Here is a 21,836-nt window from a genome sequence, read left to right on the forward strand (position 1 = left end):
TTGGTCTCTATACTCGTATCTTACTGAGGGGCTCTATTTTTTTCAAACCTGATATTTAACGATCTACAGGAATGCTACACTGCTCCATTAGCATTAGCTGAATAAGAAAAAGCCACCAAAATGGCAGCTGGAACTTTAACTCTAGCACCTGTTAGTTTAAGTACATTTCTTCACAAACTAAAAAAATAGAAAGTAACAAAGAGTCGTACTTTCATTTTAATTAACATTACTTATTTAATTTCCTCAGCTAACTCCAAAATAATTCCCTCTGGACCGCGAACGTAGCATAATTTATAACTTTCTTCATATTGCTGTATCTCACTAAAGATTTCCGTACCCTTCTTTTTCAATTTGGCAACCAGAGCTTCAATATCTTCAACAGTAAATGCAATATGTCGGATACCCAATGTATTTGCAAAGGGTTGCTGAATATCTTTTTCATCTGACGGCGAATAAAATTTGATTAGCTCTATCCATGTCTGACCGTCTGGCGTTCCCAATCCTACACACGCTACTTTAACGTCATTAAGCCCAACTGCATACCCCATCAACTCTCCTTCCATTTCCCATTCCCCTTTCACCTCAAGTCCAAAATCGAGAAAAAACTCTTTAGCGGCAGAGAGATCATTTACGATTACACCCACATGATCTATTCTTTGGATCTTCAAATTTCATACCTCCTATGTTCCTGTTATTTTGCAAAATCCTGTATTCAAATCCAGTATTAACAAAGGGACGATTATTACGAAACAATCCATCATTCCCTCCAATAAAAATAGATAAATATATTGTATCATTCGTTTAGAGTATCGAATATTCCTTCTTGAACTATCCTTCTTCGTTAGCACAACAAGTTAAAAAAGACCGCGGCAGCGATCCATCTTGAACTCTTGCACCCGTTAGTTGAGTAAGAACCCGTTAATAAGAATCATAACCAATTGCTAATTTTTGCAATTAAAAGGATTATTAGCAGAATAATTCCAATCAACCACAAAAAAACTGCCCAAGCCTTCAATGTAAAGAAAACAGGTAATTCCCACACAAATATATTTCCGATTACTTCATATAGAGATTCCCAAAACGGTTCTTTCTTATTTCCTTTTTTCCCTAGATAAGAACCAATAAGAAATAAAACAACGGCTAAAAAAAACAATAATGACATTCATCTTTCATCACCCAATGAGAATCTTTATTAATACATTAATTATTATTAAAATCTGCATATATCACACAAATAATAATAATTTAGGTCAATCACCCAAGACCTTTCTTCTAGGAATGAATATGCTCTAAAGTAAAATGAATTGAGGAGGATAATTGTGATTCCATATAAAAATGAATATTATATTGCTTTTCCAACAGATGAAAGAGTTTATCCAGGCTTTGGTCTGGGTGGACCAGGCTCAGGTTATGGTTATTTTCCTGGTCTCGGTTTTGGAGCACATGGCATTCCACTTCCATACCCACCATACCCAGTACATTTTCCAGCTCCACCACGTCCACCACAGGGAGTGCATCTTCCTGCTCAACCGCATCCACCACAGGGAGTGCATCTTCCAGCTCAACCACATCCACCACAGGGAGTGCATCTTCCAGCTCAACCGCATCCACCACAGGGAGTGCATCTTCCTGCTCAACCGCATCCACCACAGGGAGTGCATCTTCCAGCTCAACCACATCCACCACAGGGAGTGCATCTTCCAGCTCAACCGCACCCACCACAGGGGGTTCATCTTCCAGCTCAACCACATCCACCACAGGGAGTGCATCTTCCAGCTCAACCGCGGCCACCACATCAAGCACTGTATTAACACCCTTAATCATAGAAGACACGTTTTGTATTTATTATCACTTAATAAAAAAGCCTGCTAGTAGGGAATGTTGACATTTAGCAAATCAATATAAACATAAGACGAATTCCTACTACATATAGGATTCGTCTTATTTAATATTTTCTACATCTTTTGCCATCAACGGGAACTTTTTCGTTTGTCAAAAGCCCCATTAGCAGTGTTTTTTTAATAACCTGCTCCGTTATCGGAATATTTATTTCTTTGAGATGATCCGGCGCGACAAAAAGGATATCTTTTTGTTATTTATGTACCGGATGGTTATAGTAGTAAAAATAGTAGTAAAATGTAAAAAAATTATTCCAAATTGGAAAAATTTTCAACTATTCTGTTCTATCTTTAGAAATCTATTTTGAATGTTTTCATTATTTCGGGAACTACGTTGTTTATGAAATTATTGACTTGTAAATCAGTCTGTGGGGTTTTTCCGACTGAATAGGAATAAATAATATTATGGTCTTCCACCAATTTTACTTCCGTTTCCGGATTTAACGAAGTCCATACTTGTTTTTCAAACATATGGATACTAAACAATAACGGTTTATCAGAAGAATTGTAATATATATTGACCTCATCAAACCAAGGATTATTTGCCTCGTAATCTGCTCTTTCAAATACCAAACGATCAATCCATGTTTTTGGAACAGAAAAATGATACCCTTCGGAAGCATAAATGGTTATTAAGTTACTTGGTTTTGAAATATCAATCCCATGACTATTGAAAAATACAGCATTTAATATGCCTTTTATATCCGAAAAAGGAAGTTGAAATTGAAGGGTACCTTCAGCATAGGAAGCGTATTCATATGGTGGGAAATAAATAATTAAGCCTTCCTTTGTTAGATAAATTTGCTTTAAATCCTCTGAGGTTATTTGTTTAAACTCACCCATAGCTTCAAGCGTGTGCAAAACATCCTCTTTTAGGACGAGTTGTGTAATTGTTTGTTTTGCTTTATCCGAATCATTAAACATTTGGTTTGGTTCAACAATCTTCCCATTATCCAAATCCACCAATATAGGAACTCGCGATGGCATTCCATGTGCAGCCCCACTAAGATAATAATATTGATCATACACAAAACTAATGATATGTTCATTTTGGAATGTGATTTCGTATTTTGAATAGAACGATGACGGCGTACTTGGATCATCATTGGTCATTTGGCTCTCATCTGCATTGTTCGCCTTTTTCTTCAAAGTATCATTAATTTCTGCTTGTGCCAATTTGTCTTTTATGCCATCAATTTGTGGATAAATAATGTTGATAATCGGGCTTTCTTTTTGAATGGACTCGTCATGTATCTTTATCGTTTGATGAGTAGATGTTTCCGGTTGATTGGCGGTATTGCCCGGTTTAATTGTGGGGTTTTTTGGTTGAACGCTAGGTTTTTCTGGTTTAACGGCAGGCTTATTCGTTTGATTACTGGTTAGTTCGGATTGATTTTTTTCTGTTATTTTTTGTTGTTCTAAATCAGCCTTTGTATTTTGCGAATCGCCACATCCTGCAGCAAAGAAAATAACCAAAACAATGGGTATGCTCCACTTTAATTTCATCCACTCACTCCCCTTCATATCCATCACCATACAAATATAGTATTTTCCGCATTTTTTAGAATCCCTTAAAAATTATTTATCATCAATTGACGTGACTAGTATAAAAAATCCTACCTTTTTGGAAAGAAAAAAGCTGCCAAAATCACAGCTTCGGTTCTTTAACTCTTGCACCCGATAGTTTAAGTACATTTCTTCACATTTTTTTTGCAGAGTAGTCACATTTCTATAAAAATTTAGTAGCATTATTATCTAAGATTTTTTCTTTTACAAATATTAGCTAGAACTTTACACTTAAATTCATCTGACATATACTCAAAAAATGATAGAATATGAAGCTATTAGAGAACTTTTTATCTTTAGGTCATTTATTTTCAGACTTTAATCAAGGAGTTGTAGCAGCACTTCTCCCTTGTTTAATAGAAAAGAAAATTTCTTAGAATCAATATTTCTTTTAATCTTTATGGGAAAATAGATGAAAATCACAAATTAAGCTCGTGGTACAATAAAATAACTATTTCTTATATAAATTAAATTATTTACATCAAGAGGAGATGTTTATGTTGGCAACAGCGCCCCAACCAATGGTCAAAAATGAAGAACCTCTTTATCGTCGAGCTGTTTATACTTTCTCTGGAGCACACTTTTTGAATGATTTAGTGACCACAGGAATGGTTCCAGCTTTAGTGGTATTATACAAACATTTTTTTCATTTGAATTACACCCAGTCTACTTTAGTAGTTTTACTGTCGTATTTAACATCATCCGTTTCACAACCTCTTTTCGGGATGTTAGCGGATCGCAAACCTAGAGTTTGGTTGTTTCCAGCAGGCGTTTTTTGTTCCATTATGGGTCTAGCCCTAACTGGCCTTGCACCATCACTTCCATGGCTACTATTCTTTATTTCTATTTCAGGACTTGGTTCCGGTGCCTTTCATCCCGAAGCTTCTCGCGGGACCCATCTTGCCGCTGGTTCTAAAAAGGGCTTGGCTCAAGCCATTTTTCAAGTAGGCGGTAATTCTGGACAAGCTTTCGGTCCTTTGCTGGTTTCCATTTATGTCACACATTCGGGAATCCACGGACTCCTTTGGCTCATCCCTGTCGCCATCCTTTCTATCTTTTTAACTGGACAAATCCTTCCATGGTTAGGACAAAAATTACAGTCATCCAATGTTATTCGTAAAAAAGAATTAAAAGGAACCAACAATATAATGGGAGCAACCATACTTTGTGGCGTCATCATTTTACGTTCATGGTGCCAAATAGGCGTTGTCATCTTTTTACCTTTCTATTTGCATGATTTATCCATCCAACAGTCCGAAATACTTAGTTTTGTCTTTGTTGGCGCAGGAGCGCTCGGTACTTTCATTGGTGGGATTTGGACGGACAAGATAGGGATGAAGCGTATACTTGTAACCTCTATGTTGCTTGCGACACCTTTCGCTATTATCTTTCCCTATCTACATGGGGTACTCTCCATTATAGATTTGTTATTTTTCGGATTTTGCGTTCTTTCCTCTTTTTCAGTAAGTGTTGTTTATATGCAACACATGTTACCTGAAAATATTGGGTTGGCTTCTGGTCTATCCATTGGATTCGGTGTTGGAGCTGGTGGGATTGGTTCTGTCTTCATGGGTGGCATTTCAGATGCCTTTGGCGTAGCTACCGTTTTTACGATCCTTTCCCTACTTCCATTAGCTGGTTCCATTCTTGCCTTCTTTTTGCCTAATGATAGATTGGAAAATGAATGAAATATTACGTTCTTTAAAAATATTTAAAACACATTTAGAACCATCAGATTTGATCCTAATATTAAAAGCGTGGGTTTTATCCACGCTTTTATTTTTTGTTCTATTTTTTTGTTCTGTTAAAGAGCAGTGTTGATATTTGGTCTCCTGTATAATCAAAATTGTTCAATCATTAACAAATCGATGTAATTGACACCTTATCCAAAGGCTCCATTAATGAATTGTGTTGAAAATTCATATGTACGAATCTTTCATTTAATAATTTTTCTAAATATTTTTTTATATAGTTCTTAAAGGATCTCTGCAGCCATCCTTCTTAAACTCAAGCACCCGTTAGTTGAATTGCATTTCTTCACTAAACGTTAATATAGTAGACTTATATAAACACCTGAATATTACAAATTATCCTTTTAGAAACTTCTGAAAAAAACCATATTCTGTCCAATATTCTATTTTATCTACAATGGCTTTTGTATTTCTACTTTTAAAATACTCTAATGGCTTCTCCCAATTATAATCCTTAATTAATACTAGTTCATACTCACCGTTTTCATCGCCATCAGGATACCAACCCAAGTCGAGAATAAGGTTAAACTTACTATTGGAAAGTCGCAATAAATCTTGAATCAAATTGGGACAATAATCCTCACCGTTATCAGGTTCGCATTCATAAAAGTAATTAAACTCTACTGTCCATCCTCCCAATAGTCTTAATGGTTGAATTTCATATGGTTTATTCATTAACTCACCTCTGTTATATAAATTTCACTTCGTAGCTGATATTTCCTTCTTTCACTAAACTGCCTCTTTAGTGCAATAAAAAGGGGATCGCCGCAGCCATCCCATTCTTAACTCTTGAACCCTATAATTTAAGTACATTTCTTCACAAACTTGATTACAAGAATTTACCTATTCTCCTTTGAACACGGGCTTTCTCTTCTCAGCAAAAGCTTGAACCCCTTCCTGAACATCTTTGGTAACAAAACATTGTTTAATAAAAGCGTACTCTTGTTTTAAAATCGTTGTAAGATTAGTGTCAGGGCTTGCAACAAGCAATCTTTTAGAAAGCGTCATTGCTACCGGCGGTCCTGCCGCTAATTCCCTGGCAAAATCCATCACCTGTTCCTGAAATTCTTCATCAGGGAATATCCCGTTCACCAATCCAATTCGTTCTGCTTCTTCAGGGTAAATGTCCCGACCGGTTAAGATCAATTCGGCAGCCTTTGCCTGCCCGACCAACCGCGGTAAAAAATAACTCATTCCCGCATCAGGGCTGAGACCGCGGCGAATGTATCCAGCTGTTACCCTTGCATCAGAAGAAATGAAGCGGATGTCACAAGCCAGAGCTAGTGCGAGTCCTGCACCAGCCGCAATCCCATTGATTGCAGCAATAACTGGCTTATCACAATGAACAATCCCCAATGCTTGATGACCAACCCAACCCAATTCATCTAATTTTTGATAACGAGATTGAGCGTCTGGATTTCTCTTCGCGTAATCGGTCAAATCAAGACCTGCACAGAATCCTCGGCCACTTCCGGTAATGACTATGACACGGACATTATCGTCAGCAGAAGCCTCCTTAATTGCTTGGATAATCTCGGAGCTAAGTTTATCATTGACGGCATTAAGACGTTCAGGTCTGTTTAGTGTCAGAGTACGAATCCCATCCTTCGTTTCGATAATCATTTGTTCCAACTTTTATTCCTCCTCAATAATTTGATTTTTAATTCGGATACCTTCTTTCCCTTACTTCGCATTATTAATTAACTATTCCGACTATTTACAATATAACACTCTACTCAAATGCTTGTCACATTTGATTTGATGAATGACAAATAATTTACCAACCGAATGACATAAACAGAATGAAATTCATTTGTAATTAGTTGTGTATGGTTCGTGCTTTCCAAATTTTTAAAATAAGTTTAAATATCCAATAAAAGAAGAAAAAGTTAAATAAAAGTCCTAACGAAGCAAAAGTTAAGTCCTCTCCACCACGATAAACATATCCATCAGCTGGAAAACCAAAGTAATAAGTACCCGATTCTTTTTCAACTCGATATCCAATTGTTGGAATAATTGTGAAAATAATAGTTAAAAAAAGACTTAAAATGGATAACCGTTTTTTAACGCCAATTATCTTACCTTTGAGGCTAAATAAAGCAAAAATTAATAAGACATTAAATCCAAGTTCCAGTATAAAAGCAATTACATTTAACGTCTGTTCCATCCAAAAACGCCTCTTTTCAAAAATGGCTATTTTTACCATTTTAATCAAATTTCGAATTATTCGGAATATTACGTTCAGGTATTCTTGTTTAACTAAACTGTTAGTTTAAGTGATACACTTCACAAAAGATCTTTGATCAGTATTCTTACTCCTACTGGTTCCTCCACAATCTGGCCCTTAACATAAAGAAAGAGCACAATTCTTACTACAGAATTGCGCCCGATTGTTGAAGACCATTGCTTAAATATTAATGTCAAAGTCAACGACAGTCAAAATTTCACCTTCCATCTGCCGATCCAAATAAATTAACTTTTTATGATCCCAATTAAATTTATATACATCCTTTATCTTAGACGGTGTCCCCACTAAAAAACCTTCTGTCCTATATTAGAATGGACCATAACCGATAACATGAGCAATTATAACCGCTATTAAACCGATTGAGTATTCAATTAGAATCAAAGGGAGAATCCACTTTGCCCATTTTGTCCAGGAAATTCCTGCAATTGCCAACCCAGCCATTAGCGTTCCACCTGTCGGAAAAATAATATTTCCAATACCATCCGCGAATGAAAAGGATAATACTGCTGTTTGGCGTGTAATGTGCAATAAATCTGCAAGCGGCGCCATTACAGGCATTGTCAACATCGCATGGCCACTACCTGATGCTAAAATGAAATGAATAGCAGCTTGGAAGTTGTACATTCCGACAACACTTAAAAAAGCAGGAATATGTTTCATTCCTTCCGATACTTGGTGAAGTAAGGGGTCTATAATATGCCCTTGATTCAATACGACCAGAATGGCGCGTGAAACACCAATGATTAAAGCTCCGCTGATTAAAGATGCCGATCCCTCTGTAAAAGATTCTACGGTATCATCAATAGATATCTTGCCAAGGATTGCAATTATTATAGTTAAGATAATAAATAAGGAAGCAATTTCTGTTATATACCATTTGTACTTAATAACACCGAGTACAAGAATAACATAATTGATAAAAAATGCAGTTAAAATCCATTTATGTCTTGTTGTTAACTCTACTTTCGCTGTTAATAGAGTGTCTGACCTATTTGTGTTGAATTTACCGAAAATTCCGGTTGATGGATTTTTCTTTACTTTCATAGCATGACGATAGACGAATGTAACAGCAATAAGATATATGACTACGAATAAAACCAGGCGGAACCCCATCCCCGAATACATAGGAAGGCCTGCTATTCCTTGCGCAAGCCCCACTGTAAACGGATTCATAATTGCGGTTGTAAATCCGACAGAAGCCCCTACCAATACTATCGCAGTTCCTGTTATAGTATCAAATCCAATCGCAAGAGCCAGTGGGATAAACAGAGGTACATAAGCCAAGGTTTCTTCAGCCATCCCCATTAGTGATCCGCCAAGTGCAAAGAATAGCATTATAATAGGAATCATCAACTTTTCACGGTTCGCGAGTTTTTTTGCCATCGTTGAAACAAGAGCCTCAACCGTACCTGATGCCTTTAATACACCAAAAAACCCTCCGATAATAAGAACAAAAAAGATAATATTAGCCGCTTCTACCATACCTGAAGGAATGGCTTTTAACATATCAAAGAATCCAACCGGCGTTGATGCAATCCATTTGAATGAATTTGGATTTACTGTTGTATACCCATTTTTTTCAACATGTGTATATTCTCCAGCTGCCATTATATGTGTAATTAAGGTTGCAATGACTAAAAAGACAAGTAACAGTGCAAATACGTTTATTTTTCGTTCTCTTTTTTCCTTTTTTTCTTCTGTCTCGAATGGAATTACTTTTTCTGACATTTGACTCATATACCGTTCCCCTTTTCAATAAATTTTTGGCAAACGACAGTCTGGTTACCTTAACTGCCGAGCGTACCAGGCTGTCATATTACAAATAACTCTTTAAATCTTTTAGAGGTAACTGATTTCCATCGATTCTTTTACTTATAACAATCTAGGACATAACCACCTTTTTACTAATTTCATTCACAAAGTGGTTAAATAGACGCTGCTGTAGCACATCCTTTTCCGACATCATTTCTGGATGCCATTGAACTGCTGCTACATAACGATGCGCTTTGGATTCAATGGCCTCTATCACACCATCAAAGGACCAAGCACTCACTTCAAAATCTCTTCCCAGCGTTTTCACAGCTTGATGATGAAAAGAATTAACCATTAAGGATTTTTGGCCAATAGCCTCATAAATTTTTCTCCCTTCAAGAAGATCTATGGGATGGGAGCCTTGCCATTTACGAAACTGTTCCCGAACATGGAAATGGTCAGGGCCCATCTCATGTTCTAAGTCTTGATAAAGAGTCCCACCAGCTGCAACATTCAACACCTGTAATCCTCGACAAATTCCTAGAATAGGAATATCTCTTTCTAAAGCCTGCCTTGCCAGATTCAATTCAAAGTTATCTCGCTCTTCCTCTACAGTGCCTAAATATGACTGGGGAATTTCACCGTAATAAAGTGGATTGATATCCGTGCCACCAGCCAATAACAATCCATCTAATTGGTTAAGTGAGGAATCGATTCGATCAGCTTCTTCGATTGGAAGAAGCACAACCGTTGCACCCGCCCGTTGAAGTGAACGGATGTAGTCATAAGAAAAAATAGCCATATCTTGACCTGGTAGCCCTCGAAGGCCCCCCTTCCCTACTTCACTATGGTCAAGATAATACCCGGTAACGCCAATTAGTGGTTTCATATTCTCTCTCCTCATAAATGGTTTCTTTTTCTTTCTCTGTGTGATTGTTTATTCCTATCCTCCTTTTTCTAGCAAATGGTAAAGAAATCGAATATGTGGATTACTGAAAATTTCATCATTTCCTTACACGCTATTTATATAAGCAAATATCGTGCCAACATTTAAATTCAAATGAATATATCCATCGTTTTCGATAATTTGTGATTGTACTAGTGTTTGCTAGGTTGATATGTATTATAATTGGTTATTATTTGGCTATATAATAACCAAATTGAATAACCAACTTTAGACCAATTAAATTCAACTAAAGAGGTGTTCTATGAACAGATTTGAAAACAACCACATTGTATTGATTACCGGCTTCAAAGAAACACGAATAGTCCTCCATCAACAATTAGCGGAAATGGTAAGTGATTTTATTGATATTGAAAGTTTTTCTGTAGAAGAAAGTATTCCAAGAGTATTTCAATCATCATTAATCGTTTTACTTTCTAATGTGATTAAAGAAGAGGTCAAAGGCTTTATTGGGGACAACTGCGAAGTAATAATAGCAAAACGAACATTAAATTATGAAAACGTGGACCAACTCTTATTTTTGCCAGAAGGAACACAAGCCCTGTATGTGAATGATAATCCTGAAACGGTATATGAATCGATAGAATCCATGCGTCAATTGGGGCTGAACCAAATTGAATATATCCCATACTATCCTGGAAAAACCAATATACAAAGAATCAAGCTTGCAATTACACCTGGTGAACTTAAAATTATCCCAAACTTTGTAGAAAAAGTGATTAATATTGGTCATAGACTAATAGAAATTACTACTATTATGTCCATTCTGGAGCGATTCGGGTTAATGGAGGAATACGGTAACCATGTTTCTGAGAGGTACTATCGAAAAATAGTAGATTTAACGAAGAATCTAGCTAAAGCTCATCGACAGCTTCACCAAGTTATTGATGGTGTTGGTGATGGGATACTAGCTATTGATTATAAAGGAAGGATTATCGTTTTTAATGAAATCCTGGAAAATATGCTTAGAATAGAAAGCAAAAATGCTATTGGTCGTCCTATTGATACCATTATTGATAATATTGATTTGGTAACTTTTATCCTTTCAAATAGGCAACAAGAAAGCAGTATATTTGTTGTTAACGGCTTGGACGTGATAGTGGAAAGGCTGCATATAAATGATCAATCGATTATTGTTACTTTTAGAAATGCCCTTAAGACCATTGAGTTTGAACGTAAATTGAGAAAAGAATTTGTTAAAAAAGGATACGTAGCAAAATACAACTTTCATGATATCGTTGGGATTAGCTCCACAATCCAAGAAACGAAACAAATTGCCAAAAGGTTAGCTAAGACTGAATTAACTGTTTTAATTGAAGGTGAAAGTGGTACCGGAAAAGAGTTGTTTGCAAGTGCCATTCATAATGCTTCTTTTCGAAATAGCGGCCCTTTTCTTGCCGTTAACTTTAGTGCTTTATCGGATGATTTAGTCGAGAGTGAACTATTCGGTTATGAGGACGGAGCGTTTACCGGAGCAAAAAAGGGCGGAAAAATGGGATTGTTTGAGCAAGCAAACGGTGGCACTATTTTTTTGGATGAGATTGGAGATATTAGTCTTAAACTTCAAGCTCGACTACTTCGAGTATTGCAGGAAAAAGAAATCATGCGTGTTGGTGGAAGTCAAATTATCCCCATAGACGTTCGGATTATTGCAGCAACCAATAAGGATCTACTGAAAATGATTCGAGAAAATGTGTTTAGAGAGGACTTATACCATAGGCTTAAGGTCCTCTTTATACACCTTCCTGAATTAAGGGCTCGTCGAAATGACATTGAATTATTGGCTAAACATTTTGTTGCTCTATCAGATCGTAAGGTCAAAATTGAACAAGTATTAATTGAAGAACTTCAAGGGTATCCATGGTATGGAAATGTAAGAGAACTTAAAAATACCATAGATTATATGCTTGCTGTCCGTACCGGAAACCAAATAACGAAGAATGATTTGCCTAATCAACATTATTTTCAAAAACCTCCACAATGGAAAACAGAGAGTGATCCGATAGAGAGCATACCGCCCTTTTATTCAGCTTCAATCGCTCTTGATGAAGAATCACTTTTCATCCTCAACCTCATCATGAATTATGAAGAAAAGGGAAAGGTCATTGGAAGAAGGATTATTTCTGAAAAGAGCCAAGAAGTCGAAATGAAATTATCTGAGGCACAGGTTAGACACCGATTGAATTTTCTAAAAACTCGAGGGTATTTGCAAACAAAAAGAGGGAGGGCAGGAATTAATCTAACAAGAAAGGGTCTAGAAATTCTAACCATAAACTTAGAACGTAACTTTTGATTACTTTTCATCGGTGTAGTACAATTCAAAGTTTTTTTGCTGGTAATGGACCAATCTTTTATTATATCAAGATACCAAATAGCACTCGGTCATCGAGTGCTTTTATATTTGCATATTAGTTTGCAAATTGTTCGTCAAGTCATTTAATGGTTTCACGAATTCCAATTAAAAATGGTTATTTTCCATTTATAATTTAGAAAAAGTTGATAGAAATATGTATAAAAGGAGTAACCTACTCCCTTTTGGAGGGCATTTGTCAGCCGCCTTCTATACAAGTTGAAGAGGAACTTCCAACATAAGAATTTAATTCTTTGAGAAGTAAAATAAGTTGTTCCACTTCAACCACTTCCTCTAGAGTCTGTTTTGTAAGTGGAATATTGTATTTTTTAAAAACATCTGCCGTATTTTCCCAAACATTAGCTATTCCTTCTGGTGACATATTCGATTGTATGACTATTTCAGATTCCTCCTTTTTTCTTTATTTTATCATTTCTTCTTAAATTAACCTGCCCCGTTAATACAATAAACCCCAAAAGGAATATATTCCAAATAAAAAAATAATAAGACCGGATATGTTACGATATCCTGCTTTGCACCACAATAAGAAAAGCCGTCAATTTGACAGCTCTAATCTTTAACTATAGCACCCTATTGTTTAATAAGAATGAAGAGTAATAGGGGTTTAATATAGGAAATAAAAATACTAAATACCAACCAACAACGGATAGTTTTTAAACTGCGTTAATGTTATTAACTTTATAACTGTTTTTTTCTATTCTTTGTCTTTTTGTCTCCTTGGGCTTCATCATCAGCTAGGATTTCTCGTTCTTCGTGAAACTGCACTTCAGATTGCCCTGTTATTTCATCAAATGGAGTATAGAAAGGTGGTACACTTTTCTTCTTTACAAACACTTTGAAAAAACCTACAAGAACTAATATTACAATAATCGTTGGAAAACCTACTGCCATTATATCAATCGGGCTCATCTATGTTCCCCTTTTCAATGTACTATCTCGTTTGCTTCGCTTTTTTTTATTAATACGGTTTATATGGCTAAAAGGTTTCTTTATACGTCGAACCCGTTTTATTATTTAAATAAGAAAAAGCGACGCTTCGTTATTGAAGTATCACAGCTGTTAGTGCAAAAAGAAAAGCCGATTACATGAAACTTCTAAAGACATTTTAATTTTGTTATTGCTTTTAGGACATCTACTCTGTTTTTCGATAGTTTCAATAATGGGTAATAAATAGATTTTACTATTTAAGCCATGCTCCGGAGTAATCGAAATAATATTTCTTTCCATTTATGGTTTGCCAGCCGGTAACCATCTTTCCTGAAGACAAGAAGTAGTACCACTTACTTCCTACCAATTTCCATCCGGTCGTCATCACTCCGGTTTTATCAAGATAATACCAGGTGGTTCCCAATTGGAGCCAGCCAGTCTTCATTGCCCCAGATCCATCCAGATAGTACCATGCCTTGCCGGATAATAACCAACTAGATTTCTTCATAGATCCATTGGCATTAAAGTAATACCAAATATCCCCTGAGTTAATCCATGCGGCAGATGCCATTACACCATTTTTATCAAAAAAATACTCTACCCCTTGAATCTTTTTCAATGTATTTATGATAAATTTCCCATTTATCATGTAATACCATTTACCTTCACCCTGGTTCCAGCCATCCTTAAACTCGCTGCTATACGCACCATCTTTATTAAAGTAATACCAAAGGCCGTCAATTTGCCGCAGCCCTACAACCATAGCATGATTTAAATAGTATTTTTTGCCGCCGTTGGTGAACCAGCCCTTCTGTGCTATACCACGATCATCGAAATAATACCATTTGTTATCTAACTTTTTCCAGCCAGCTGATATACGCTGACCATCATTCAAAAAGTAGTAAAGATCATCGCCAATATAAGTCCAGCCATACTTGGCCATCGTACCTTCCATACCTTGTTCTTGGCCCCATCTAACAAAATAATATGATTTTCCGTTTATTTCAATCCATTCATCGATTGCCATTTTTCCATCATCATGAAAGAGATACGTATAACCATTATCTTGGAACAATCCAGTTTTCACCTGACCTGTAACAGGGTCAATATAATATCTAGCCCCGTGATACCACCAAATCCAGCCTGTCTTCCTGTTAATCTGCAGGTCCAAAAAGCTTAAATCTAAAGTATCCGGCCCCTCATAAAAAGCATTATTGTTTATCGTTAACGATGTTTGATTAATATCATCTATAACTGTAATATGATCAACCTTCCACAATCCCGGCTCAGTAAAAGGACTGACTTCCAGCTGGGCTGTTTGGTAACGAATTGGGTCATAAGCGGTACGGCAATAAGAGTTCCCCGGAAAGATAATGGAGTTGCGATTATTTAAAGGATCACGATAAACAATCTCTTCTTTTAAACCGCAGTTTCCTGCTCCATCCTCTACTCGGGTCTTAAATAAAAAGGTATCCCCTGTTGTTCCTTCTTTTTTATCGACCGTTAGGGATTTAAGCATTGGTTTCTCAGAAGGAACCACGGTAAAATTACCTGCACTTAAATCAATGGCATTCACATCCTGTCCTAAGGCACTATTCTTTATAACTTCGGTAGATGTGTCTGTTTCAATGATGATTTCTTTAATAATCCAAGTGCCTTTGCTCATTTTAATAGGAATGGTGAATGTACTTGATGCTTCCCCATTTTCATTTGTCGGACCTATGTTAAATGGAAAATAAATGCCTTCCCATTTTTCCGGTACATATTTAACCAAAATATTTTTTGCCGGGCTGTTTAGTTTAATACTCCAAGTAAGCGGGTCTTCAAGACTAATAGTCGCTTTATCCACATTGAGATTTTCAATGATTATCGGAGATGCTTCCCCTTTTGTACTATGTAGTTGAATGGCTATCAACATAACAAAAATAGTGAAAATCCATTTAGGCAACTTGATCCTCTGTTCCATAAAATACTTACCCCCACCAATATTTAATAATAAAGTCATTTTTTTACATGACTATAATTCTATTATTATATCATGGGCACATATCTTCTATAAGAATTATTGTATACAGGTTTGGTGGTTTAATCTTTCAAGCTCTTCTTCCATTCTTACTGGGTCTATTCGTTCGAACAATGGTTCTACTTTTGACAAATGCTGCGATTTAACAAAAAACGCACTCCAATCGGTTTTTGCTGTCTTTATCATTTCCTTTACCTTTTCGCTTGAAAAAGGAAGGAACGGAGCAAGGATATGAGCTAAATTTGCAATTAGATAAACACAATCCGCAAGAGTTTGTTTACAAGACTCGGCATCAGCCTTTATTTGTTTCCAAGGTTGTTGTTCATCAAAGTATTTGTTCGAGAATCTAACAAGCTCAAATACTTTTTCCAATCCTTGTTTGAAGGAAGTAGTTTCAATGCAATAACCCACTTCTTTATATACGCGATTAACTTTATCCTGGATATTCGAATTTACTTCTTTTTCAGGGATTACCCCTTCAAATGACTTTTCAATAAATTTCAAAGTCCGATTAACGAAGTTTCCATAAGCCCCTAATAACTCGCTATTATGGCTATATATGAACTCTTTCCAAGAAAAATCAGCATCCCGATTCTCTGGTGCATTGATTGTTAAGAAATACCTAATAGAATCTGGTTCGTATCTTTCTAAAATTTCTGGAACCCAAACAGCCCAATTTTTACTTGTAGATAATTTTTTCTTTTCTAAAGTCAAATACTCGTTTGAAACAATATGCGTTGGCAATGGTTCTTTTCCAAGACCAGCAAGAATTCCAGCCCAAATAATCGAATGGAAAGGGATATTATCTTTCCCGTGTACATAATAAGTTTGAGCGGAGGTATTCCAAAACGTTGAGTCATCATTATTTGTTTCCTTCGCCCAAAGTTTACTTGCTGTATAATATCCTGATACAGCCTCAATCCAAACATAGATTTTCTTATCTTCATATCCAGCAACTGGAACACTTACGCCAATAGGCAAATCCCTCGAAACGGCTCTATCTTGTAATCCTTCCTTTAAATAGCGTTTCGTAAGAGAAATAGCATTTTCCCTCCATAGGTTCTTGTCTTCTGCTTCTTTAGTATAGTTTTCCAAGACATTTTGGAAAGAGCTTAAAGAAAAGTAAAAATGCTCTGTGAACCTTGTTGTAGGCGGATTCCCGCATATTTTACATTTTCTATCAATCAATTCAAGTGGTTCTAACACGCTTGAACAAGCATCGCATTGGTCGCCACGAGCATTTGCACCACAATGAGGACAAATCCCCTCAACATAACGATCAGGTAAAAATTGCTGATCATATTCACAATAGGATTGTTCAATTTCCTTTTTATAGATGTATCCTTTATCAAGCAACTCTAAAAATATCTCTTGTACGATTTTATGGTGATGTGCTGTGTCTGTTCTTGTATAGGTATCATATGTGAATCCTAATCTTGCAAAACAATCTGCAAATTCCTGGTGATAACGGTCCGCAATCTCTTTTGGCGTTACACCTTCTTGTTTTGCCCTAATTGTAATAGGAGTTCCATTACAATCGCTTCCCGAAACATATAAAACTTTTTCTCCCTTTAAACGGTAATATCTCGCAAGAATATCGCCAGGTAACAAACTTGAAATATGCCCTAAATGTAATGAGCCATTCGCATAAGCCCAAGCCCCACCAATAAAAATACTCATTAATAAAAACCTCCCGATTTGATATTTATTTTGAAAACAAAAAAACCTCGCCTTAACTGTAATAGTTAAGGACGAGGTTTGAATTTCCACGGGGTACCACCTTAATTTGCAAATAGCTCACACTATTTGCCTCAACAAGTACGGAGTATTATTAAATGCTACTCTTATACTGTGACATTGATAACGAGTGCCAAAACCCGTCGTATCCTACTAATACAAAAAGTACGTTCAGTACGCAGCTCAGAGACCATTGTTCAAATGAACGTTTTTGCTTCTTTTCAGCTACCGAAGCTCTCTGGTGAAAAACAACATCATTTTACTTTTTCTCTTCATTGCCTTTATTTAATAATTATCAATAGTTTATTCAATAATTTTCCTGAAGTCAACGTAAATATTCCGAAATATTTTTATTTTAAAAATACATTGGGGCGCTATGCTGCTTTGCTCATTGTGACCTAACAGAAATGAATTAAGAAATTTCGAAATACTGGTAAATTACCTTTATGTCATCCTCAATCTCTTCTTTTTCGATTACATCAATTCCTTTAGATTCATAGATATTTTTCCAGAATTTTATTGCTTTTATGTTATTTACTACCTGACCAACCGCATACCTTCCTGGATACATTTCAAATAATCTATCACAAGCTAGCCTTCCAAACCCTTTTCTTCTGTATTTCTTTATAATAAAGAATGAATTTATAATATATTCGGCACGCTCTGGATTTGTAAATGGTCCACTTTGCAACAAAATAAATCCGACTGGTTTCTTATCAAACATAAGAAAAAACGGTGTAAGTCCCTCTTTTTCAAAAAACCAATCTAAAACATCAAATTCAAACAATCCGTTTTCAGGATTCAATTCAATTGTGCTATTAAATTCAGAAAGATCGTGTAAAAATAATGTTAGTAAGTTTTTTAATACTTCTTTTCTTTCAGAATCAACCCTATCAATAAGTAATTCCATTCATTTCTCCACCTTTAAGCTAAAAATCTTAGAGACATTCACACATTTAAATTCTACTTCAACTACAATAACTCCTTTTTCAATAATCTGACCGATTGTTCAATAACAAAAGCGGTCGCCGCAGCAACCTCAGTCTTAAACTCTTGAACAGCATAATTATAGTCGAAAACCAAAAGTGCCGCCTTGATTGGCAGCACCCTCTTTAGCTCTAATACCCGAAAGATGAATTAGGTATTAATTTTCACTTTAGATTATCATTAAGATGATAACATAATTGAACAACACCTGAAGAAAACCTTTTTGTTTCAACCAGTTTTAGATTCACCCGCTGCTTTATGTCAATAAACAAGGGTTTACCTTCTCCCAAAATAATAGGGTGAACAGATAATCTAAATTCATCAACAAGTCCTAGATTTAAAAAGGTTGTAATAAGACTTGCCCCACCATAAAGCCAAATATCTTTTCCAGGCTTTTTCTTTAATTTAATTACTTCTTCCACAAAATTTTCATTTATAAATGTTACGTTATTTTTAGACTTTTTTTGTGTTTTGGAAAACACATATTTCTCTTTACTATGTACCAAATCCCAAATTTCTTTTTCTGTATCAGAAACACTAATATCAGGGGTATACTGACCCCATAAATCATAACTTTTTCTTCCATAAAAAATAGTATCAATATGATTTAAGAAATTATTAAAGTCCATATCGGGGTCCATAATGCACCAGTCTACTTCCCCTTTTGGGCCCTCAATAAATCCATCTAACGTAACTGCTAGATCTAAAAGTATTCTTCTTGGTCTTTCGTTATTAAACACAGTTTTTCCCTCCTTATAGTCAGACAACATTCAGCGATTTCCATTTTTCACTCTTGAGACCCGTTACTTTCAGTACAACTCTTCACAATCTTGTAAATAATAAAAATCATCTCCTCCCTTATGGAGAAATATTAAGATTTAGTTGTTTCCTTTAATTAAGATTTGCTTGTTAATATGAAGTTCCATATGGTTAAGGTAGTCCTGTATAAGCCACAGTAATGTTTTTTGAGAATTACCAATATGACAAAGATAAGTTAATTTCTCGACAGGAATATTTATGATGATATGTATCACTTGCTTATTTAGGTTTTGAAAATATGTATCTTAAAAACAATATTCATCAAAAGACATTAATTTCCCTGCATAAACTAACCGGCCCGTTAGTGGAACAAAAATCAAAGAGCCGCAGCTACGACTCTTTGTTTCGTTCAAGCACCCGTTAGTTGAAAAACCATCTCTCCCGCGGAATAGGATAGTATTCACCAGCTACAAGTTCTTGAGGTACGGCTTCGTCAATTCGTAAAAGGTCGTCTGAAGTTAAATTCAGGTCAAGTGCACCGAGGGAATCCTGAAGTTGTGATCTCTTTCTTGCTCCAACCAATGGGATAACATCTTCACCCCGAGATAGAACCCATGCGATAGCAAGCTGCGCAACAGTTACTTCCTTTTTTTTCGCAATTTCACACAAGGACTCTACAAGGGCTAGGTTCTTTTCAAGATTTTCGCTGGTAAACCTAGGCCCATTACCGCGCTTATCATCAGAACCTAGCACTCTATCTTTAGACCATGTACCACTCAGTAACCCTCTAGAGAGAACACCGTAAGCCGAAAGCGAAATGCCTAATTCCCGTAAAGCAGGCAAAATATTGGTCTCAATCCCCCTATTAAATAGTGAGTATTCCATTTGCAGCCAACTTATAGAATGTACTGCGTGTGCGCGACGAATTGTATCCACTCCTACTTCAGAAAGACCAATGTAACGTACATATCCCTTCTTTACCAAATCGGCAATTGCACCAACCGTTTCTTCAATTGGAATGCTTGGATCGACACAAGCTGTGCCTGGTTGATATAAATCGATGTATTCAACACCTAGACGCAATAGGGTATCTTCAAGGAAATTCTTTACTGAATGAGGGTGGTTATCACTCTTACGATGACTCTTGCCCTGTGAGTGTAGCTTGCCATCGAATTTCACTGAAATGAAGACATTTTCCCTTTGGATTCCTTGGAATGCTTCACGTAGAAGTAATTCATTATGTCCATCGCCATAGAAATCCCCTGTATCAAATAATGTAATGCCTTCTTCAAGTGCCGCGTGGATTGTTGCAATGCTTTCCCTTTGGTCAGCATTCCCATATAGCCATGACATCCCCATACAACCGAGACCAATCTCTGAAACTAGTGGACCGTTATGACCGATTACTCGCTTTTCCATTGGTATATTCCCCCTATCTCTTCAATCAAAAATATATGTGAATTTCCCCACCGTATTCTAATTGATCTGGTAAATAGTGAGTTGTTACCGGGGGCATCAATACGAGGCTAACTCTCTTACTTTTTCGACATAACTGCCAGATGCTCCTCAAGACGATCCATGGTCTGTTCGGCACCTGGGACGGCATATGTTTTCACCTTATCGAATACAGCGGCATTTTCTTCAAAAACTGTTCTATAAGTGAGTATGGTCTTACCATCCAGATCCTCAAAGATTGCAGTCGCCAGAAAATGGGGAAACACTGCATGTTTGAGGACGGTTCGCTCGGGTTTAACGACCTCTACAAAGACGTTGGTGTTGGGATAATCAACGCCATCAGGACCGTGCATGATAAATTGCCAGGTACCGCCGGGTTCCATAACAAACTTCTGAAAAGTCGTCGTAAAACCTCGAGGTCCCCACCACTTCGACAGGTGCTCCTCTTTCGTCCAAGCATCAAACACAAGTTCTCGTGGAGCATCGAATACACGGGTAATCACAATCTCGCGTTCACCTACTTGCGTTACTGCTTTGTTTGTTGCGTTGTTTTGGTTCATGTCCATCCCTCCAAAATGAATTTTGTTTTACCGACTTCATTTTTTTAAACCTATTCTAATCCTGTACTTCAACAAGAAAAGCTATAACTCCTTCTTGTACTAAACTGCCAGGCTAGCACAATAAGAAAAAGCTGCCGCAACGACAGCCCTTATCTTTAACTCTTGCACTCCGCATCTTAAAGTACATTTCTTCACAATCTATTAAACGTTTTAGGGTTTAGTTATCTGGTACAAAAAAGGGAACGTCAAGTAACGATCTCTTTGGCCACCTATGCAACAAAGCTGCACCACAAAGAATGAAAATGGGTAAGAACTGCCAATACCAATACTGACCTTAAATCAGTTAAAACAACCCGTTACTCGCTTTTCTCCCATATTTCAATCCATCTTCCTTCTGGATCAGCAATCCAAATAAATGTTCCGTACTCGCTTTTCTCAGGTTGTTTTAAAAGAGGTACTCCAATTTTATTGAAATGTTCCATAAAAGCTTCGATATTTTCTACTTGAAAATTTAGCATCACAGATTGTTCTTCTGGAAAGTAATCACTATCTTCTTTAAACAAAGAAAAGATTGTTTCGTTGTCCACATCTGGCTTGATGATCGTACCATTCCATTCTCCCATCGATAAACCAAGAGTTTCTTGATACCATTTATTTAATGAAACAACGTCTTTTGTCCTCCAAAAAACCCCACCGAAACCTTTAATTTTCATGGTCCTGACCTCCAATAGCATTTTATTCCATTTTAAAGCAGATGGGAATGCCAAATCAATAGCTTGTTTTAAAGATAATTCTTGGTGATCAATAAGAAAACAGATCGCCGAAGCCATCCCACTCT

General features: G+C 36.4%; 21 protein-coding genes and 1 other annotated feature. Of the genes, 2 read left to right on the forward strand and 19 right to left on the reverse strand.

The window, feature by feature from the left end; all coding sequences use genetic code 11:
- Positions 1 to 230 precede the first annotated feature (230 nt).
- From AC59HZ_RS08350 to AC59HZ_RS08365, 4 genes are all read right to left on the reverse strand, one after another.
- The gene (locus AC59HZ_RS08350) at positions 231 to 668 is read right to left on the reverse strand and encodes a VOC family protein (protein WP_496545366.1); all 438 of its coding nucleotides are present in this window, start codon (positions 666 to 668) and stop codon (positions 231 to 233) included.
- A gap of 260 nt (positions 669 to 928) precedes the next feature.
- A complete protein-coding gene (locus tag AC59HZ_RS08355) occupies positions 929 to 1,162 on the reverse strand; it encodes a hypothetical protein (protein WP_496545367.1) in 234 nt (77 codons plus the stop codon).
- Positions 1,163 to 1,272: 110 nt separating this feature from the next.
- On the reverse strand, positions 1,273 to 1,833 hold the full coding sequence (locus AC59HZ_RS08360) for a hypothetical protein (protein ID WP_496545368.1): 561 nt from the start codon (positions 1,831 to 1,833) through the stop codon (positions 1,273 to 1,275).
- Positions 1,834 to 2,189: 356 nt separating this feature from the next.
- Positions 2,190 to 3,404, reverse strand: coding sequence for a DUF3298 and DUF4163 domain-containing protein (locus AC59HZ_RS08365; protein WP_496545369.1), 1,215 nt, complete (start codon positions 3,402 to 3,404; stop codon positions 2,190 to 2,192).
- Between the two features lie 581 nt (positions 3,405 to 3,985).
- Here AC59HZ_RS08365 and AC59HZ_RS08370 point away from each other — a divergent pair.
- Positions 3,986 to 5,152, forward strand: coding sequence for an MFS transporter (locus tag AC59HZ_RS08370; RefSeq protein WP_496545370.1), 1,167 nt, complete (start codon positions 3,986 to 3,988; stop codon positions 5,150 to 5,152).
- A gap of 399 nt (positions 5,153 to 5,551) precedes the next feature.
- Here the strand turns inward: AC59HZ_RS08370 and AC59HZ_RS08375 are convergent, their stop codons facing one another.
- The 5 genes from AC59HZ_RS08375 to AC59HZ_RS08395 form a co-directional block, all read right to left on the reverse strand.
- Positions 5,552 to 5,890, reverse strand: coding sequence for a hypothetical protein (locus AC59HZ_RS08375; RefSeq protein ID WP_496545371.1), 339 nt, complete (start codon positions 5,888 to 5,890; stop codon positions 5,552 to 5,554).
- Positions 5,891 to 6,058: 168 nt separating this feature from the next.
- A complete protein-coding gene (locus tag AC59HZ_RS08380) occupies positions 6,059 to 6,838 on the reverse strand; it encodes an enoyl-CoA hydratase/isomerase family protein (RefSeq protein ID WP_496546007.1) in 780 nt (259 codons plus the stop codon).
- 196 nt (positions 6,839 to 7,034) lie between these two features.
- A complete protein-coding gene (locus AC59HZ_RS08385) occupies positions 7,035 to 7,382 on the reverse strand; it encodes a hypothetical protein (RefSeq protein ID WP_496545372.1) in 348 nt (115 codons plus the stop codon).
- Positions 7,383 to 7,769: 387 nt separating this feature from the next.
- A complete protein-coding gene (locus tag AC59HZ_RS08390) occupies positions 7,770 to 9,200 on the reverse strand; it encodes a YfcC family protein (RefSeq protein ID WP_496545373.1) in 1,431 nt (476 codons plus the stop codon).
- Positions 9,201 to 9,345: 145 nt separating this feature from the next.
- Positions 9,346 to 10,104, reverse strand: coding sequence for a gamma-glutamyl-gamma-aminobutyrate hydrolase family protein (locus AC59HZ_RS08395; protein ID WP_496545374.1), 759 nt, complete (start codon positions 10,102 to 10,104; stop codon positions 9,346 to 9,348).
- A 319-nt stretch (positions 10,105 to 10,423) separates the two neighbouring features.
- Between AC59HZ_RS08395 and AC59HZ_RS08400 the strand changes: the two genes are divergently transcribed.
- A complete protein-coding gene (locus AC59HZ_RS08400; protein ID WP_496545375.1) occupies positions 10,424 to 12,472 on the forward strand; it encodes a sigma 54-interacting transcriptional regulator in 2,049 nt (682 codons plus the stop codon).
- 256 nt (positions 12,473 to 12,728) lie between these two features.
- Here AC59HZ_RS08400 and AC59HZ_RS08405 read toward each other — a convergent pair whose 3' ends face one another.
- The 10 genes from AC59HZ_RS08405 to AC59HZ_RS08450 form a co-directional block, all read right to left on the reverse strand.
- A complete protein-coding gene (locus AC59HZ_RS08405) occupies positions 12,729 to 12,911 on the reverse strand; it encodes a hypothetical protein (RefSeq protein ID WP_496545376.1) in 183 nt (60 codons plus the stop codon).
- Between the two features lie 317 nt (positions 12,912 to 13,228).
- A complete protein-coding gene (locus AC59HZ_RS08410) occupies positions 13,229 to 13,459 on the reverse strand; it encodes a DUF3951 domain-containing protein (protein WP_496545377.1) in 231 nt (76 codons plus the stop codon).
- A 271-nt stretch (positions 13,460 to 13,730) separates the two neighbouring features.
- Positions 13,731 to 15,443: an N-acetylmuramoyl-L-alanine amidase family protein gene (locus tag AC59HZ_RS08415; protein ID WP_496545378.1), complete on the reverse strand. Its 1,713-nt coding sequence runs from the start codon at positions 15,441 to 15,443 to the stop codon at positions 13,731 to 13,733.
- Positions 15,444 to 15,539: 96 nt separating this feature from the next.
- Positions 15,540 to 17,180 carry a methionine--tRNA ligase gene (gene metG, locus AC59HZ_RS08420; protein ID WP_496545379.1) on the reverse strand — a complete coding sequence of 547 codons (1,641 nt, stop codon included), beginning with the start codon at positions 17,178 to 17,180 and terminating at the stop codon, positions 15,540 to 15,542.
- 64 nt (positions 17,181 to 17,244) lie between these two features.
- Positions 17,245 to 17,522, reverse strand: a binding site (T-box leader).
- A gap of 127 nt (positions 17,523 to 17,649) precedes the next feature.
- A complete protein-coding gene (locus AC59HZ_RS08425) occupies positions 17,650 to 18,147 on the reverse strand; it encodes a GNAT family N-acetyltransferase (protein WP_496545380.1) in 498 nt (165 codons plus the stop codon).
- A gap of 62 nt (positions 18,148 to 18,209) precedes the next feature.
- A complete protein-coding gene (locus AC59HZ_RS08430) occupies positions 18,210 to 18,344 on the reverse strand; it encodes a hypothetical protein (protein ID WP_496545381.1) in 135 nt (44 codons plus the stop codon).
- 44 nt (positions 18,345 to 18,388) lie between these two features.
- Positions 18,389 to 18,964 carry a dihydrofolate reductase family protein gene (locus AC59HZ_RS08435; protein WP_496545382.1) on the reverse strand — a complete coding sequence of 192 codons (576 nt, stop codon included), beginning with the start codon at positions 18,962 to 18,964 and terminating at the stop codon, positions 18,389 to 18,391.
- 439 nt (positions 18,965 to 19,403) lie between these two features.
- The gene (locus AC59HZ_RS08440; protein ID WP_496545383.1) at positions 19,404 to 20,402 is read right to left on the reverse strand and encodes an aldo/keto reductase; all 999 of its coding nucleotides are present in this window, start codon (positions 20,400 to 20,402) and stop codon (positions 19,404 to 19,406) included.
- 116 nt (positions 20,403 to 20,518) lie between these two features.
- On the reverse strand, positions 20,519 to 20,998 hold the full coding sequence (locus tag AC59HZ_RS08445) for an SRPBCC family protein (protein WP_496545384.1): 480 nt from the start codon (positions 20,996 to 20,998) through the stop codon (positions 20,519 to 20,521).
- Between the two features lie 356 nt (positions 20,999 to 21,354).
- A complete protein-coding gene (locus AC59HZ_RS08450; RefSeq protein ID WP_496546008.1) occupies positions 21,355 to 21,711 on the reverse strand; it encodes a VOC family protein in 357 nt (118 codons plus the stop codon).
- Positions 21,712 to 21,836: the final 125 nt, after the last annotated feature.

The organism is Neobacillus sp. DZ-9, assembly GCF_059587065.1.

Bases quoted from the DNA above. Each gene is read 5' to 3' on its own strand.
- AC59HZ_RS08365 (WP_496545369.1), bottom strand. From the start codon at position 3,404: ATGAAATTAAAGTGGAGCATACCCATTGTTTTGGTTATTTTCTTTGCT.
- AC59HZ_RS08445 (WP_496545384.1), bottom strand. From the start codon at position 20,998: ATGAACCAAAACAACGCAACAAACAAAGCAGTAACGCAAGTAGGTGAA.
- AC59HZ_RS08425 (WP_496545380.1), bottom strand. From the start codon at position 18,147: ATGGAATTACTTATTGATAGGGTTGATTCTGAAAGAAAAGAAGTATTA.
- AC59HZ_RS08380 (WP_496546007.1), bottom strand. From the start codon at position 6,838: ATGATTATCGAAACGAAGGATGGGATTCGTACTCTGACACTAAACAGA.
- AC59HZ_RS08400 (WP_496545375.1), top strand. From the start codon at position 10,424: ATGAACAGATTTGAAAACAACCACATTGTATTGATTACCGGCTTCAAA.
- AC59HZ_RS08410 (WP_496545377.1), bottom strand. From the start codon at position 13,459: ATGAGCCCGATTGATATAATGGCAGTAGGTTTTCCAACGATTATTGTA.
- AC59HZ_RS08405 (WP_496545376.1), bottom strand. From the start codon at position 12,911: ATGTCACCAGAAGGAATAGCTAATGTTTGGGAAAATACGGCAGATGTT.
- AC59HZ_RS08375 (WP_496545371.1), bottom strand. From the start codon at position 5,890: ATGAATAAACCATATGAAATTCAACCATTAAGACTATTGGGAGGATGG.
- AC59HZ_RS08355 (WP_496545367.1), bottom strand. From the start codon at position 1,162: ATGTCATTATTGTTTTTTTTAGCCGTTGTTTTATTTCTTATTGGTTCT.
- metG (WP_496545379.1), bottom strand. From the start codon at position 17,180: ATGAGTATTTTTATTGGTGGGGCTTGGGCTTATGCGAATGGCTCATTA.
- AC59HZ_RS08450 (WP_496546008.1), bottom strand. From the start codon at position 21,711: ATGAAAATTAAAGGTTTCGGTGGGGTTTTTTGGAGGACAAAAGACGTT.
- AC59HZ_RS08385 (WP_496545372.1), bottom strand. From the start codon at position 7,382: ATGGAACAGACGTTAAATGTAATTGCTTTTATACTGGAACTTGGATTT.
- AC59HZ_RS08395 (WP_496545374.1), bottom strand. From the start codon at position 10,104: ATGAAACCACTAATTGGCGTTACCGGGTATTATCTTGACCATAGTGAA.
- AC59HZ_RS08370 (WP_496545370.1), top strand. From the start codon at position 3,986: ATGGTCAAAAATGAAGAACCTCTTTATCGTCGAGCTGTTTATACTTTC.
- AC59HZ_RS08390 (WP_496545373.1), bottom strand. From the start codon at position 9,200: ATGAGTCAAATGTCAGAAAAAGTAATTCCATTCGAGACAGAAGAAAAA.
- AC59HZ_RS08440 (WP_496545383.1), bottom strand. From the start codon at position 20,402: ATGGAAAAGCGAGTAATCGGTCATAACGGTCCACTAGTTTCAGAGATT.
- AC59HZ_RS08415 (WP_496545378.1), bottom strand. From the start codon at position 15,443: ATGGAACAGAGGATCAAGTTGCCTAAATGGATTTTCACTATTTTTGTT.